The sequence below is a fragment of the Mycobacterium terramassiliense genome, from assembly GCF_900157385.1.
In the GTDB taxonomy this organism is placed as follows: domain Bacteria; phylum Actinomycetota; class Actinomycetes; order Mycobacteriales; family Mycobacteriaceae; genus Mycobacterium; species Mycobacterium terramassiliense.
In genome coordinates this window covers 1,854,298-1,869,388 of record NZ_LT717701.1, presented here as the reverse complement: position 1 = coordinate 1,869,388, position 15,091 = coordinate 1,854,298, and the positions used below count along the sequence as shown (strand labels likewise).

Below are 15,091 nucleotides of genomic sequence, written 5' to 3'. Positions count from 1 at the left end.
GGCCGCCCGGCCCCGCCCCGGCCCGCTTTCACTCACGGCGAACATCCTCCGCACGGCGCTGACCTGCGCAAAGTTACGATTAGAGCTTCCTGTGCGATAACGGTTGCGAGGATGAAAGCTCACGGGGCCTGGTAGCCTCGACCGCAGACGGCAACCGTTGGGCTGATGTCGTCGCCGTTTTCCGACGGTGCATTGAATGGGGAAGGTGTCCACAGATGGCAAGGCTGTCGTTGACCAAATTTGCCGCCGCCGCTGGCGGCGTGGCGTTCGCGTTGACTGCTGGTTCCGGGATCGCATCCGCGGATCCCCTGGATCCGGTCATCAACACGACGTGCAACTACGGGCAGGTGATGGCGGCGCTCAACGCGACGGACCCGGCTGCCGCCGCGCAGCTCACCGCATCGCCGATCGCGGTGAGTTACCTGAACCAGTTCCTCGCGTCGCCGCCGCCGAAGCGCTTGCAGATGGCCCGCCAGATCCAGGCCATGCCGCAGGCCGCGCCGTACTTCAACGACGTGCTGTCGGTGGCCGGCAGCTGCAACAACTACTGACCGAGACCTCAGTAGCCGCTGAGCAGACGGCGTAGTCGGCCCAGCGCTTCCGGGCCGGCGTCGCTGCAGATCCGCGACCCGTCCGCGGGTCGACGGCCCCAAAGCAATAGCACCCGGGCGGCCGCATCGGTCTCCAGGGTGGCCGGGCCTTCGGGCTCGGCCATCGCGATGGTGGTCTGGTCGGCTTCGGCGCCGAGCAGCACATCGTCGGTGCCGGCAACGCGCAGTCGGGCTTCGATTCGCTCACCCGGGCGTAATCCCTTGGCGCCCTTGGCAAGCAGGGGACGTCCGACGGCCACGACGCTGTGCGAGGTCATCCAGGGCTCGGCCAGCCCGGCCTGGAACACCGTGCGGGTATCGCAGTCCCCGGTGATGTCCCAGCCGTGCAACACGAGCTCCTCCCGCATGTGCTCGGCGAACCACGGCACCTTCATGGTGCGACCGGTCCAGGCGACGTCGGTATCCGGCGAGACGCCGTCGGCGGCGACCGCCACCTCGTTCAGGGCGGCCATCCGGTCGTGGAACGCGTCCCACAGGTCCGCATCGTTGAGGGCGCGCAGCGGAGCCTCGCGCTCCTCGAAGCCGCGCGTGCCGACGGGTTCGCCCTCCAGGTGGGCGCCGAGCACCCGGGCGAGCTCCTCGGCGTTTCCGGCTTGGTGGATGACCACGTCGCGGACCGTCCAGGCCTCGCACCAGGTGCCCGCGTCCGGTCGGCGCCGCTGCACCGCGTCCAGAAAGGGCCGCCATTCCGGGAAACGCTCGTCGTCGATCTGTCGCTTCACGGCGTCCGGTATACCCGGCAGCCCCGACGAGTAACCGAACTACGCCGCCAGCGGGGCGTACGTGGTGGTGCGCTGGCGCGCCGGGCGTCCGATGCCCTCGGCGATGGCGGCCAGCTCCGCCACGGTCTTCGATGAGCCGTGTTCGGAGCCTGCCATCCGCGAGATGGTCTCCTCCATCAGCGTGCCGCCCAGGTCGTTGGCGCCGCCGTTGAGCATCACCCGCGTGCGCTCGACACCGAGCTTGACCCAGCTGGTCTGGATGTGAGAAATGCGGCCGTGCAACATGATCCGCGCCAGCGCGTGCACCGCCCGGTTGTCGCGATGGGTGGGTCCGGGCCGCGCCGCGCCGGCCAGGTACAGCGGCGAGCTCTGGTGCACGAACGGCAACGGCACGAACTCGGTGAAACCGCCGGTGCGGTCCTGAATGTCGCGCAGCACGTTGAGGTGGCCGACCCAGTGCCGCGGGCTGTCGACGTGGCCGTACATCATCGTCGACGAGGACCGCAGGCCCACCTCGTGCGCGGTGCTGACGATCTCGATCCACATCGACGTCGGCAGCTTGCCCTTGGTGAGCACCCAGCGCACCTCGTCGTCCAGGATCTCGGCTGCGGTGCCGGGGATGGTGTCCAGACCCGCCTCGCGCAGGCTGATCAGCCACTCACGAATGCTCAACCCGCTCTTGGTCACACCGTTGGCGATCTCCATCGGGGAAAACGCGTGCACGTGCATCGACGGCACGCGGGCCTTGACCGCGCGCACCAGCTCGGCGTACCCGGTCACGGGCAGCTCGGGATCGATCCCGCCCTGCATGCACACCTCGGTGGCGCCCTCGACATGCGCCTCCCAGGCGCGGTCGGCCACCTCAGCGGTGGAGAGCGAATACGCGTCGGCGTCGCCCTTGCGCTGCGCGAAGGCGCAGAACCGGCAGCCGGTGTAGCAGATGTTGGTGAAGTTGATGTTCCGGTTCACCACGAAGGTCACGTCATCGCCGACCACGTCGCGCCGCAACGAATCCGCCAGCGCGGCAACCGCATCCAGCGCAGGGCCGTCGGCGGTCGCCAACGCCAGGTACTCGTCGTCGGTGCAGCCGGCGGGATCACGTTCGGCCGAGGCCAGGGCGGCAAGCACGTCGGTGTCTAGGCGTTCTGGCGCTTTGGCGCCCTGCGCGCCCAGTTCGTGCACCCGGGCGCGGATCGATTCCCAGTCGCCGAACGCGCTGTCGAGGTCGCTGCGGGCTTCGGTGCTGCGGCCCTCGGTGTCGATCGCCGCGTGCAGGTCGACCCGGCCGGCGGACTCCACGTCGTCGGGCTCCTGCCAGGGCATGCCGACCGGGTTGACGTCGCGGGCCAGGCCGGTGCGCGGATCGGCCAGCGCCGCAACGTGTCCGGACACCCGCGGATCGATCCACGCCGCGCCGGCCTGGACGTATTTGGGCTGTGCGGTCAACCGCTGCACCAGTTCGTATCCGGCCTCGGCGGTGATCGCGGCCAACTCGTCCAGGGCGGGCCAGGGCCGTTCGGGGTTGACGTGGTCGGGGGTCAGCGGTGACACGCCGCCCCAGTCGTCGACGCCGGCGCGGATCAGCGCCAGGCACTCCTCCCGCGACACCAGGTTGGGCGGCGCCTGGATGCGCATCCCCGGCCCGAGCACCAACCGCGCGACCGCCACGGTCGCCAGGTAGTCCTCGATCCCCGCATCGGGAACGGCGGCCATCGCGGTGTGTTCCTTGGCCCGGAAGTTCTGCACGATCACTTCCTGGACGTGCCCGAACTCCTTGTGCAACTTGCGGATCGCCAGCAAGGTGTCCGCCCGTTCGGGCAGTGTCTCGCCGATGCCGACGAGCAGCCCGGTGGTGAACGGAATCGACAACCGCCCGGCGTCGGTCAGCGCGCGCAGCCGAACCGCCGGGTCTTTGTCCGGGCTGCCGTAGTGCGCAAGCCCTTTCGTCTCGAACAGCCGTCGCGACGTGGTCTCGAGCATCATGCCCATCGACGGCGCCACCGGCTTGAGCCGCGACATCTCCGACCAGCTCATCACGCCGGGGTTCAGGTGCGGCAGCAGCCCGGTCTCCTCCAGCACCCGGATGGCCATCGCCCGGACGTAGGACAGGGTGGAGTCGTAGCCCCGCTGGTCAAGCCAATCACGCGCCTCGTCCCATCGGTCCTCGGGCCGGTCACCGAGGGTGAATAGCGCCTCCTTGCAACCCAGTTGGGCCCCGCGGCGGGCGATGTCGAGGATCTCGTCGGGCTCCAGGTACATGCCGGCGCCGCGGGCCCGCAGTTTGCCGGGGACAGTGACAAAGGTGCAGTAGTGGCACGTGTCGCGGCACAGGTGGGTGACCGGAATGAACACCTTGCGCGAATAGCTGATCGGTAACCGTCCGCCCGGGCCGCGGCGCCCGGCCGACTCGAGGCCCGCATCTCGCACCCGCGCCGCGCTCGCGCACAGGTCGGCAAGATCCTCGCCGCGCGCTGTCATCGCGATGGCCGCCTCGTCGAGGTTCAGCGCGACCCCGTCACGGGCCCGCCGCAGGACGCGCCGCAACGCCGACGCGCCGGCCCTCGGCAAGGTCGCAGCCGGAACGACGGGGCTGGGCAGGGCGACGGGCTCCAGAGGCTCCGGTGTTCCCGGTGTCAGTGGCACGTTGGTGTAACTTCCCCACGATCGAATTTCATCCGCCGGCCCAACCTGTGGAACCTTGGGCAACGGTGCCATACGCGCAACAGTAGCGCTCGGCCGCGGCCACTCCGCCGCCGACATCCCGGCCCGCCGGTGGCACCCGCGGCCCTTTGCTATGTGTTTGTTGGACTTGCCCGCTAACCCGCCGCGACCGCGTTACCATCCGTCGTATCTCAGAGAGGTGCTAGATGTCGTTCCTATTCGCCGACCCGGGGGCGCTCGCAGCAGCGGCTTCGGACCTGTCCGGCATCGGATCGACCCTCAGCACGGCCAACGCCGCGGCGGCGGCCCCGACCAGCGCGGTGGCGGCGGCCGCCGCCGATCAGGTGTCGGCGCAGGTCGCCGCGTTTCTTTCCGAGCACGGGCTGGGATATCAGCAGATCAGCGCGCAAATCGCCGGGTTTCACGACCAGTTCGTCCAGACGTTGAGCGCCGGCGCCGGTGCGTACGCGACGGCCGAGGCCGACGCAGCGCAGAACCTCGCCGCTGCGGCGAACGCCCCCGCCGCGACGCTGCTCGGCGGCGGCGGGGCCACCGGCGTCGCCGGTGCGGCCGCGGTGGCCGGTGGAGCCGTGTCCGGTGCGGTGAACCAGGCCGGGAGCGTCGTAGCGGGCTCCACCAATTTCCTGGGCGGCGGCGCGGGGCTGCTCGGAGCCGGGCTGCTCGGCGGTGGCGCCCAGGCGATCGCCGGTCAGGCCGGTGCGGCCGTCAACGCCCTGTCGGGTGCGGCCGTCAACGCCGTGTCCGGTGCGATGACCGAGGTCGAGAGCGTCGTGGCGGGATCCGCCAATCTCCTGGGTGGCGCCGGGCTGTTCGGCGGCGTCAGCCAGGCCGCCGCGCTGCTGCTCGGGCCCACCGGGGGGGTGAGGGCGCTGACCGCGGCCAGCGCCCTGCTCGCGCCGGCCGCCGTGACCAACGCCGCGGCGGTGTCGGCGGCCAACGCATTTGCTCCTATCGCCGAGTCGATCGAGAACGCCTACCTGCTGATCGAGCCGTACGTGCAGTACGGCTTCGAGCTGGCCTCCTACGCCGCGGGCTGGTTGCCCTGGATCGGCTGGATAGTGGCCCCACAGATCATGTACGTCTACAACCTCTTCGAGCCCATGGTGCAGAGCGGGCTGTTCAACCTCCTGGACTGGCTGGGCGGCACCATCACCTTTGCCCAGGGGCTGAACAACTTCATCGGGGCCACCACGGCATCGATCAACTACTTCATCCAGACCGAGATCAACTGGTTCTTGAGCTTCCTGCCGCCGCTCCCGCCGCTGCCGCCGTTCTTCCCGTAACCGGCCGGTCAGCCCCAGCGGCCGCGCCGCAACAGCACCCATACCGGCGGCGCGACGCCGAGTCCGATCAGCAGCAGGGCCCCGTACGCCATCAGCCCCCGACCCCCCAGAATGACGTCGTCGGCCGGCCCGCCCATGCTCATCACGGCCACCGTGAGGAGCCACGTCCACAGGGGCAGCGCGGCCACCCGCGGAGATTTGGTCCACAGCCCGGCGGCCCAGACCAGTGCCGCGTTCAGCAGTCCGCTGAGCAGCCCGCTGATGGGGAACGGAACCGAGCCGATATAGGTAGGCAGCAGGAGCGCGCCGGCGAGTGCCGACAGGATCCCGTCGACGGCCAGCAGCGCCAACACAACGAAACGAATCGCGGGATCGGTCGCGCCGCCGTCCTCAGCGGACGCGGCGCGCGGCTTCGTTTCGGTCAGGTCGGAACGCTGTCGATGTTGGCGAGTATCGAGCCGATGACCCACTGCAGGCTGTCGAGCCGGTCCTGCCAGTGCTGCTGGTTAGGGTCCAGGTCGGGGTCCATGCTAATTCCTTCCGTGGCTGCCTGTTTCGCAGCCTACCGCGCCGCGGCGGCGGTGAAACCCAGCCCCGCGAGCAGATCCGTTTCCCAGCCGCGCCCGTCGCGCTCCCCCGCGGCGCCGCCCACCAGGACGTAGTGCTCCTCGGCGAGGATGGGCAGCGCCATGTTGTTCGACAGGGCGCAGGCCCGGCCGGTCGGGCCGACGACGACCTGCGTGGCGTGCGCGGCGAGGGCGGCCGTCTTCGCCGCGAGCGCTTCCGGGGTCGCCTCGACGACGGCGTCGATGTCGGTGTCGGCGTACCCGAAGTCGAACTCCTCGTGGGGCGGAATCACCCAGTCGGGCAGCAGGTCTTCGCGCTCCAGCGCCCGCCACCCCGCGTGGAATGCGCTCTCCGCCGGGACCGTCCAGTAGAACTTCGGCACCGCCCAGGGCTTGCCGGGGTAGTCGTCGGCGTCGCCGGCGTGCGAGCCGGCAGATGCGACCGCGGCCGTCGTGACGGTGTGGGCGTGGATGTGGTCGGGGTGGCCGTAGCCGCCGCCCGGGTCGTAGGTCACGACGACGTGCGGGCGCCGCGCGCGGATGATGCCGACCAGCGCGCCGACGGCCTCGCGCTCGTCGGCGTCGACGAACCTCTCGCGCCGCCGTGTCGGGGTGCCCTCCATGCCCGAGTCGCGCCACCGTCCCGCACCGCCGAGATAGCGGGGTGCGCTGACGCCGAGCGCCCGCAATGCGTTGGTGAGCTCGCCGATTCGGTAGCCACCGAGTTGGTCCGCGTGATCGACGGCGAGCCCGGCCCACTGATCGCCGATCACCTCGCCCTCCTCGCCGAGGGTGCAGGTGACAACGTCGACCTGCGCGCCGCGCGCGGTGTAGTGCGCGATGGTGGCGCCGTTGCTGAGGCTCTCGTCGTCGGGGTGCGCGTGAACGAACAGCAGCCGCGGAGTCTCGGGCATGGACGCACCCTACCGCGGCGCTCGGCGGCGATGGCGCAGCACGGCAAGGCAGCGGATAGGAACGCGGGCGGCTACTATCGAGAAATGTCGCAGCTAACCCAGGACCGGAGTGGCACGCGGAGGCGGCGACGAGGCGAAGTGCTCGAACGTGCGTTGTACGAGGCCACGCTGGCCGAGTTGGCCGAAGTGGGATATGGCGGGCTGACGATGGAAGGGATCGCGGCGCGCGCCCACACCGGCAAGGCCGCTCTGTACCGGCGCTGGTGCAGCAAGCATGATCTGGTGCACGCCGCGCTGGTCTATGCCCTGCCGCCGCTGCCCGAGCTGCGCACCGGCCGGTCGGCCCGGGAGAACCTGCTGACGATGTTCACCGCGCACCGCGACATGCTGGCCGGCAAGACCAGCTTCCCCGGACTGGACGTCATCCACCAGCTGCTGCACGAACCGGAAATGCGCGCCATCTTTGCCGACGCCGTGGTGTGCCCGCGTCTCAAGATCCTCGAATCGATCCTGCAGGCCGCCGTCGACGACGGCGACCTCGACCCGGGCACGGTCACACCGCTGACCGCGCGAGTGGGGCCGGCGCTGATCAACCACCAGTTCATGCTCACCGGTGAGCCGCCGAACCGGCGCGACCTGGCGACCATCGTCGACACGGTTATCCCGCCACGCTCGGTGGCCGCGAGCGACTAGCCCAGGAACAAGCCGGCGAAATCGGTGCCAGCGGCCAGGGTCTGGTCGAAGATGCCCTCGATGCCGCCGATGTTGCCGCCGTTGAAGACCTGCGCCGCGGTACCGGTCAGCAACGTGCTGATGGCCGGCGCCTGGACACCGCCCACGAAGCTGTTCACCGTCTGCTCGCCGGTGCCCAGAATCAGGTTGCCCGCGTTGAAGAGCCGGTTCAGTCCGCCGTTGAAGGCGGCGTTGCTCCCGAACGTACTTGTCTCCCAAGCGATTTCGCTGTTCACCAGGTTGGTGTTGAAGCCGACCTCCGCGGGAATCAGGTTGGACAGGAAGTTGAGCTGGCCAGAAGCCAGGCCCTGCAACCCCGCGGTGGGCGCCGCCACCAGCGCCACCCCGAGGTTGGGCAGGCCGGCGAACAGCGATCCGTTGAGCGCCCCGTTCAGCGAGGCCTGCAAGCCGGCCGCGTTGATCCCCGCGGTCAACGCGGCCTGCAGGGAGCCGTTGCCGGTCAGCGACGTCGCCACCGCGCTGATGACGTCGAGGTCCCACAGGAACTTGGTGTCCACCGCCCCCAGGAACCCACCGAGCGCGCCGCCGGCGATCAGGTTGGCCGGGGCGCCGACCGCCAGGCTCGCCAGGATGGCGCCGCCGGTCGGGAGCTGCGCGCCCAACAGGCTGTCGAAGGTCACCTCGCCGGTGCCCAGCACCGTGTTCCAGAAGTTGAAGAAGCTGTCGAGCACGCCGCCGACCGCGCCGGTGCCGCCGAACAGGGCCGTCTCCAGCGCCGTCTCCTGGGCGACCAAGGCGCCGTTGAAGCCCAGCTCGTTGGTGATCAACGCGCCGTTGAAGCCGAGCTCCATCGCCTGCAACTGAGTAAGGAAGGCGGGCACGCTCGGCGCCGTCAGCAGCACTTGCCAGGGCGCCACCAGGTTGGCGAACAGAGTGGGCAGCCCGGCAAGCCCGATGCTGAGGCCCCCGTTCAAGGCGGCGTTGAGTTGGGCGCTGAGCCCCGACAGGCCGGCGCTGATGCTGGCGCCCAGGCTCGGACTGAAGCCGAAGACGCCGCCCAGCGCCGCGAGCGCGGCGTTCAGGTTGGTCGGCAGGGCAAAGCCGCCCATCAACGCCGGCAGGCCGGCGCCGAGGTTGCCGATCAGCGAGCCACCGGTCTGCAAGGCACCAGACAGGGCGGCGCCGAGGCCCGACAGGCTGCCCCCGAAGCCGCCCGACAGCGCGGCGTTGATCGCGCCGCTCAGCCCCGGCAGCCCGGCGGTCAAGCTGCCGGCCAGGTTGGACAGCCCGGCGCTCAGGTTGGTCGCCAGCGCCCCACCGGTCTGCGCCAATCCCGAAAGGCCACTGCCGATGTCGGCGGCCAACGTCGCGCCGAGGGGCCCCAACCCCGCAAGGCTGCCGCCCAGGCCGCCCGACAACGCGGCGTTGAGGGAGGCGCTCAACCCGGAAAGCCCGCCACTCAGGCTGGCCGCGAGGCCCGGGAACGCCAGGCTCAGGCCGCCGATCAGGCCGGGCAACCCGGCGCCGAGGCTCGCCGCGAGCGCGTTACCGCTCTGGACCAATCCCGACAGGCCATTGCTGAAGTTGGCGGCCAACGTTGCACCGAGCGGCCCCAACCCCGCAAGGCTGCCGCCCAGGCCGCCCGACAACGCGGCGTTGAGGGAGGCGTTCAGCCCGGAAAGCCCGCCGCCCAGGCTGGCCTGCAGCCCGGGCAGCGCGGCGTTGAAGCCGCCCGCCAGCCCGGAAAGACTGGTGCCGACGTTGGTGGCCAGCGCGCCGCCGGTCTGCGCCAACGTCGTCAGCCCGCCGTTCACGTTGGTGGCGATCGCCGCACCCAGGGGCGCCAGTCCCCCGAGGTTGGCCCCGAGGCTGCCTCCGAGGCTGGCCGACACCGCGGCGTTCAGCGAGACACCGATCGCGTTGAGGTCGGCGCTCAGGCTGGCCTCGAGGCCGGCGAGCCCACCACTCAGGTCGATGCCGAGCGCCGGTACCGCGCTCGCGAGCGTCTGCACGACGTTTACCTCGGCGGCGGCATAGCTGCCCGCACCGGCGGTCAAACTCTGCACGAACTGCTGGTGGAATACCGCCGCCTGCGCGCTGAGTTGCTGATAGCCGGCGGCATGCGAGGAAAAGAGCGCGGCAATTTCCGCCGAAACCTCGTCCGCTGCCGCGGGCAGCAACCCCGTGGTCGCGGCGGCGGCCGCGCTGTTGGCGGAGCCGATGACGGAGCCAAGGTTCGCCAAATTGCTTGCCGCATCGGCGATTAGGTCGGGCACTGCGATGAGAAACGACACTGAAGACCTCCCCGGTTCAGCACAGCTATGGTCGCTCTACCCCCGTCGCCCGATCGGGCAGGCGTTGCGATGGCCGCAGCGTATCGAAATGGCGTACTGAAAACGGTTGTTTGCATTAACGAACTTCGCGAATACCCGATCGGATTAATTCGTGTGATTAATTCGTTACTTTCGATTCACACGGCTCGATGCGGCTTTACGTCCCGAGGAGCACGTCCGCCAAGTCAAACGCGCCCGCCCAGCGCTGGTCGAATGATCCCACCAGGCCGGCGATCTGGCCGCCGTTGAAGACCTGCTGCCGCGCCAGCGAGGCCGTTAGCGGAGCCGATCGTCTTACCGATATTCGCCAGATCCGTTGCCGCCGCTGCCACCATCTCCGGCGCCGCGATCAGGAAAGACATCGTGCACCTCCGACGAACAGATCAACTCGGGATGACCGAGCGGGTATCGCTCCGCCGTCGCGGAAACGGCGTTTTTGGAAATCGCGGCTTTCAGACTCTCGGGCGGGCGCCGCGGCGCCGTTACGGCCCGGTTTTGATCCATTGGCCGGCGTCGCCGACGATGCCGACCGGTACCGCGCCCGTCAGGCTGACGTTCCGCACGCTGGGCCCGGCCCCCACGATGGTGGTGTCCTGCAAGATCGGCAACACCGTCGACATATTCCACAGTCGCGGTTCGACCGCGGTGATCACGTCGTTGATGTTCTTGGTGCCGTTGAGCGCGGCGTCGATGTTCGACTGGATGCTGCGATCGCAGATTCCAGTGAGGTTCGACGGCGCCTGCACGAGCGCGCCGGGCTCGGGCGGGCGGGAGGCCGGCGGCGCCGGCGTCGGCGTCACCGGAGACGTCGCGGCGGTGGTGCCGGGGCCGCCGGGCGGCGGCGCCGCGGCGGGTGTGGTGGTCGGCGTGCTCGACGGCGAGAGCGTCGTCGTCTGCAGCGCGGGGCACCCGTAGCGCGAGGCAAGCAGCGTCGCCAGGTTGCCGCCGGCCTGATGCCAGCCGACGATCGCGTCGACCTGGTTGTTGGTCAGCGCGTCGCGATACAGGGTCACCGGGTCCAGCGCCAGCACCGTCGCGTCGATGCCGACGTTGCGCAACTGGTCGGCGGCCGTGTTGGCCACCGCGACCGAGGTCGGGTCATTCGCGGCCACCCCGATGGCCAGCGAGAGCGGCTGGCCGTCCTTGCTGATCCGGCCGCGGATGACCTCCGGCGGCCCGGGGCTCGCGGGGGTGGGAGACGGTGACGCCGACGGGTTGGTCTCGATCTGATAGCCGGACGCCGACAGCAGCGCCAGCGCCGCCGGGGTGGTCATGGCGGGCGGCGCCGTCGGCTCGTAGCCGGGGTCGCTCGGCGAGCGGATCTGGGCCTGGTCCAGCGTGACGGTGTTGTCGCTGCCCGCGCCCACGGCCGCCAGCAGGTCGACGTCGAGCAGGCCCAGGATCGCCTTGCGGACCTGCGCATCGGCCAGCTTCGGCTCGCTGGCCCGCAGCGTGAGCTGCATGACCCGTGGCGTCACGATCCGGGCGGTGCGCACGTCCGGGATGGCCGAGAGCTGGGCGAAGGCCGCCGAGCCGCCGTGCACCTGGGCCACCTGCGTGTCGCCGTTGCGCACCGAATCGGCCAGCGCGGCCGGGGCGCCGGCGCGGCGGAACAGGATCAGCGCGGGTTTGGCGGGCGGGCCCCAGTAGCGGTCGTTGCGGGCGATCAGGATCTCGTCGCGCTGCGGGTCGATGCTCTCCACCCGGAACTGGCCGCCGGTGACGGGCAGCGTGCGGGCCAGCCCGGCCAGGAAACCGCCCGGCACGTCCTTGATGATGTGCGCCGGCAGGATGTTGCTGAACAGCTCCTTCCAGGCCGGATACGGTTGCGCGAAGGTGACCACGGCCTGCTTGCCGCCCTCGAGCGATTGCACGCCGGTGATGAGGTCGTATCCGGCCGGGTCGACCACGCCGGGCTGGCTGACCATCTGCCGCCACAGGTACCAGAAGTCATCGGCGGCGATCGGGGCGTTGTCGGTCCACTGCGCCTCGGGCCGGATCTTGTAGGTCACCGTGAACGGGTTCTGGTTGGTCACCTCGGCGGAGACCAACAGGGTCGGGTCCATCTCCCAGCGCGAGCCCGTCGGGGTGTTGGGGTCGGGCACCGGCCGAAACGCGCTGGGCAGCACCAACGCGCTGATCGCCGCGTTCACCGGCGACAGGTCCGAAAGCAGATGCGGGTTGAACCCGGCGCCGATCGAATCGATGCCCATGATGATCTGGGTCGGCCGCTGCGGCGGCGGCGCCGAGTTATGAGGTGTGTCGGTGCTCTGCGGCGCCGGCGGCGGGTTGACGGTGCACGCCGCCAGCACCAGCCCGAACAGCGAGACCACCGCGCCGCCCGTCAGGAAAAGGCGGCGGGCTGGTCTTGGCACGCCCATCAGGGTATCGAGCAGGCGCCCAGCGGCCCGCCGTACCACGCGGCGCTAACCCCGGGCCTTGGCCCGCGCGCGGCTGCGGGCCCGGGTCGTGGCGTCCAGTTCCACCTTGCGCACCCGGACGATCTCCGGAGTCACCTCCACGCATTCGTCTTGCGCGCAGAACTCCATGGCCTGCTCCAAGTCGAGCTCGAGCGGCTTGGCGAGCGTCTCGATGACGTCCGCGGTCGACGACCGCATGTTGGTCAGCTTCTTCTCGCGGGTCACGTTGACGTCGAGATCCTCTGCGCGCGGGTTGATTCCGACGACCATGCCCTCGTAGGTGTCCTGCCCGGGCTCGACGAAGAACTGGCCCCGGTCGGCGAGCTGGATGAGCGCGAACGGCGTGATGGTGCCCGACCGGTCGGACACCAGCGAGCCGGTGTGGCGGGCCCGGATCTCCCCCGCCCACGGGCGGTAGCCGTCGAACACGGCGTTGGCGATGCCGGTGCCGCGGGTGAGGGTGAGGAAGTCGGTGCGGAAGCCGATCAGGCCCCGGCTGGGCACGATGAAGTCCATCCGGACCCAGCCGGCCGCGTGGTTGGTCATCTCCTCCATGCGGCCCTTGCGGGCGGCCATCAGCTGGGTGATCGCGCCGACGAATTCCTCGGGGCAGTCGATCGTCATCGCCTCGAACGGTTCATGCAGACGACCGTCGATGGTCTTGGTGACCACCTGCGGCTTGCCCACCGTCAATTCGAAGCCCTCCCGGCGCATCTGCTCGACCAGCACGGCCAACGCGAGCTCGCCGCGGCCCTGCACCTCCCAGGCGTCGGGCCGGCCGATGTCGACCACGCGGATCGACACATTGCCGACCAGCTCGGTGTCCAGCCGGTTGCGGACCATCCGCGCGGTCAGCTTGTGGCCGGAGACCTTGCCGGCCAGCGGGGAGGTGTTCGTGCCGATGGTCACCGAGATCGCCGGCTCGTCGACCGTGATGCGCGGCAACGCGTGCGCGTGGTCGGGGTCGGCCAGGGTGTCGCCGATCATGATCTCGGGCAGGCCGGCGACCGCGACGATGTCCCCGGCGATCGCCTCGTCGGTGGGGCTGCGCTCGACGCCCTCGGTCGCGAGCAACTCGGTGATCTTGGCGCTGGTGATGACCGGCACCCCGTCGACCTCGCGCATCCAGGCGACCTGCTGGCCCTTGCGCAGCTTGCCGTTGTAGATGCGGATCAGGGCGAGGCGCCCGAGGAAGGCCGACGCGTCGAGGTTGGTCACCAACGCCTGCAGCGGCGCCTGCGGGTCCCCCGACGGGGGCGGGATGTGCTCCATCAACACGTCGAAGAGCGGGTCGAGGTTGTCGCCCGCGGGCACCTCGCCGTCGGCCGGCGCTTCGGTGCTCGCGATGCCCGCGCGGCCCGACGCGTACAGCGTCGGCAAGCCCAGCGCATGCTCGGCGGCCTTGGCCGCTTCGTCGTCCAGGTCGGACGCGACGTCGAGCAGCAGGTCGTGGCTGGCGTCGACGACTTCGGCGATGCGCGCGTCGGGCCGGTCGGTCTTGTTGACGACGAGGATGACGGGAAGGTGCGCGGTCAGCGCCTTGCGCAGCACGAAACGCGTCTGCGGCAAGGGGCCCTCGGATGCGTCGACCAGCAGCAGGACCCCGTCCACCATGGACAGCCCGCGCTCCACCTCGCCGCCGAAGTCGGCGTGCCCCGGGGTGTCGATGACATTGATCACGGTGACGGTGCCGTCGGTGTTATGCCGATGCACGGCCGTGTTCTTGGCCAGGATGGTGATGCCCTTTTCCTTCTCCAGGTCACCGCTGTCCATGATGCGTTCCTGGGTGTCGTCGCCGCGGTGGTGCAGCGCCCCGGACTGCCGCAGCATCGCGTCGACCAGGGTGGTTTTCCCGTGGTCGACGTGGGCGACGATGGCGACGTTGCGGAATGGCACGTCGGTGATTCTGGCAGCGGGCGCCTCAGATAGCGAACTGACCGACGCGCGCCCGCCGACACATGGATAGGCGGCGCCGAGTGTGCGGTGGCGGCGCCGAGTGTGCGGTGGCGGCGCCGAGTGTGCGGTGGCGGCGCCGAGTGTGCGGTGGCGGTGTGCCGCGTCGGCGTGTCGTCGCCGTGAGTGCACACCCCACGCCCAGGATGCGCACCAAATCGTCCGCGCCGGCCCTACCAGCCGCGGCGGCGCGGCGCCGACCCGATCAGCTCGTGCGTGTCGGCCACGTCACGGCTGCGGTAGACGATGTAGGGCCGGAAGAGATAGGCGATCGGGGCGCTGAACGCGTGCACCAGCCGGGTGAACGGCCACAGGGCGAACAGCGCCAGCGCGATCACCACATGTATCTGGTAGTAGAACGCCGCGTGCGCCATCAGGTCCCCGCGCGGATCGAGCAGCCAGATCGACCGGAACCAGACCGACACCTTCTGGCGGTAGTCGTGCAGCTCGCCGAAGTGCGTGGCGCCCGCCAGGGTGCAGCACAGCCCCGCCACCAACGCACATACGAGCACCAAATACATCAGCTTGTCGTTGCGGGTCGTGGCCAAGAAGACCGCCCCGTGCGTGCGCCGCCGGTAGATCAGCAGCCCGATGCCGATCAGCGTGGCGAAACCGGCCGGCACGCCGAGCAGCAGTGCCTGCAAGTGATAGATGTGATCGCTCATCCCGACCGCGCGGGTCCACGATTCCGGGACGAACAGGCCCATGACGTGGCCCATGATCACCGCCAGGCTGCCGAAGTGAAACAGCGGGCTGCCGATCGACAACAACTTCGACTCGTAGATCTGCGACGAACGGGTGGTCCAGCCGAACTTGTCGTAGCGGTAGCGCCACCAGGTGCCGACGGCCGCGGCCGCCAGCACGACGTAAGGCACGTCGTCCCAGAAGATTTCGATCAACTTGAGGTGTACCAA

At 69.9% G+C, this 15,091-nt stretch carries 12 protein-coding genes; 3 read left to right on the top strand and 9 right to left on the bottom strand.

The window, feature by feature from the left end; translation table 11 throughout:
- The first annotated feature begins 215 nt into the window (after positions 1 to 215).
- Positions 216 to 551 carry a hemophore-related protein gene (locus MTAB308_RS23630; RefSeq protein WP_077102635.1) on the top strand — a complete coding sequence of 112 codons (336 nt, stop codon included), beginning with the start codon at positions 216 to 218 and terminating at the stop codon, positions 549 to 551.
- A gap of 8 nt (positions 552 to 559) precedes the next feature.
- On the opposite strand, the gene MTAB308_RS23625 is transcribed toward MTAB308_RS23630, so the two are convergent.
- The gene (locus tag MTAB308_RS23625; RefSeq protein ID WP_077102633.1) at positions 560 to 1,333 is read right to left on the bottom strand and encodes a maleylpyruvate isomerase N-terminal domain-containing protein; all 774 of its coding nucleotides are present in this window, start codon (positions 1,331 to 1,333) and stop codon (positions 560 to 562) included.
- 39 nt (positions 1,334 to 1,372) lie between these two features.
- Positions 1,373 to 4,048, bottom strand: coding sequence for a bifunctional FO biosynthesis protein CofGH (locus tag MTAB308_RS23620; protein WP_245831479.1), 2,676 nt, complete (start codon positions 4,046 to 4,048; stop codon positions 1,373 to 1,375).
- 152 nt (positions 4,049 to 4,200) lie between these two features.
- Between MTAB308_RS23620 and MTAB308_RS30365 the strand changes: the two genes are divergently transcribed.
- The gene (locus MTAB308_RS30365) at positions 4,201 to 5,298 is read left to right on the top strand and encodes a PE family protein (RefSeq protein WP_077102629.1); all 1,098 of its coding nucleotides are present in this window, start codon (positions 4,201 to 4,203) and stop codon (positions 5,296 to 5,298) included.
- A gap of 8 nt (positions 5,299 to 5,306) precedes the next feature.
- Here MTAB308_RS30365 and MTAB308_RS23610 read toward each other — a convergent pair whose 3' ends face one another.
- Complete coding sequence (locus tag MTAB308_RS23610; RefSeq protein ID WP_077102627.1) at positions 5,307 to 5,768, bottom strand: hypothetical protein; 462 nt, start codon at positions 5,766 to 5,768, stop codon at positions 5,307 to 5,309.
- 92 nt (positions 5,769 to 5,860) lie between these two features.
- Positions 5,861 to 6,778, bottom strand: coding sequence for an N-acetyl-1-D-myo-inositol-2-amino-2-deoxy-alpha-D-glucopyranoside deacetylase (gene mshB, locus MTAB308_RS23605; protein WP_077102625.1), 918 nt, complete (start codon positions 6,776 to 6,778; stop codon positions 5,861 to 5,863).
- A gap of 84 nt (positions 6,779 to 6,862) precedes the next feature.
- On the opposite strand from mshB, the gene MTAB308_RS23600 reads away from it, so the two are divergent.
- Entirely contained in the window at positions 6,863 to 7,471 is a 609-nt protein-coding gene (locus tag MTAB308_RS23600) for a TetR/AcrR family transcriptional regulator (protein WP_077102623.1), read from the top strand.
- On the opposite strand, the gene MTAB308_RS30360 is transcribed toward MTAB308_RS23600, so the two are convergent.
- From MTAB308_RS30360 to narI, 5 genes are all read right to left on the bottom strand, one after another.
- Positions 7,468 to 9,765: a PE domain-containing protein gene (locus MTAB308_RS30360; protein WP_077102621.1), complete on the bottom strand. Its 2,298-nt coding sequence runs from the start codon at positions 9,763 to 9,765 to the stop codon at positions 7,468 to 7,470. The two genes, MTAB308_RS23600 and MTAB308_RS30360, sit on opposite strands and share 4 nt — an antisense overlap.
- A 224-nt stretch (positions 9,766 to 9,989) precedes the next feature.
- Positions 9,990 to 10,166 (bottom strand): PE domain-containing protein, encoded by a 177-nt coding sequence (locus MTAB308_RS30355; RefSeq protein WP_083746640.1) that lies wholly within the window; start codon positions 10,164 to 10,166, stop codon positions 9,990 to 9,992.
- 120 nt (positions 10,167 to 10,286) lie between these two features.
- Positions 10,287 to 12,185, bottom strand: coding sequence for an ABC transporter family substrate-binding protein (locus MTAB308_RS23585; RefSeq protein ID WP_173842222.1), 1,899 nt, complete (start codon positions 12,183 to 12,185; stop codon positions 10,287 to 10,289).
- A gap of 45 nt (positions 12,186 to 12,230) precedes the next feature.
- The gene (gene typA, locus MTAB308_RS23580; RefSeq protein ID WP_077102617.1) at positions 12,231 to 14,120 is read right to left on the bottom strand and encodes a translational GTPase TypA; all 1,890 of its coding nucleotides are present in this window, start codon (positions 14,118 to 14,120) and stop codon (positions 12,231 to 12,233) included.
- Positions 14,121 to 14,350: 230 nt separating this feature from the next.
- Positions 14,351 to 15,091: a respiratory nitrate reductase subunit gamma gene (narI, locus tag MTAB308_RS23575; protein WP_083746639.1), complete on the bottom strand. Its 741-nt coding sequence runs from the start codon at positions 15,089 to 15,091 to the stop codon at positions 14,351 to 14,353.

Coding starts and splice junctions, on each gene's coding strand:
- MTAB308_RS30355 (WP_083746640.1), bottom strand. CDS start 10,166: ATGTCTTTCCTGATCGCGGCGCCGGAGATGGTGGCAGCGGCGGCAACG.
- MTAB308_RS30365 (WP_077102629.1), top strand. CDS start 4,201: ATGTCGTTCCTATTCGCCGACCCGGGGGCGCTCGCAGCAGCGGCTTCG.
- MTAB308_RS23600 (WP_077102623.1), top strand. CDS start 6,863: ATGTCGCAGCTAACCCAGGACCGGAGTGGCACGCGGAGGCGGCGACGA.
- MTAB308_RS23585 (WP_173842222.1), bottom strand. CDS start 12,185: ATGGGCGTGCCAAGACCAGCCCGCCGCCTTTTCCTGACGGGCGGCGCG.
- mshB (WP_077102625.1), bottom strand. CDS start 6,778: ATGCCCGAGACTCCGCGGCTGCTGTTCGTTCACGCGCACCCCGACGAC.
- MTAB308_RS23620 (WP_245831479.1), bottom strand. CDS start 4,048: ATGGCACCGTTGCCCAAGGTTCCACAGGTTGGGCCGGCGGATGAAATT.
- MTAB308_RS23630 (WP_077102635.1), top strand. CDS start 216: ATGGCAAGGCTGTCGTTGACCAAATTTGCCGCCGCCGCTGGCGGCGTG.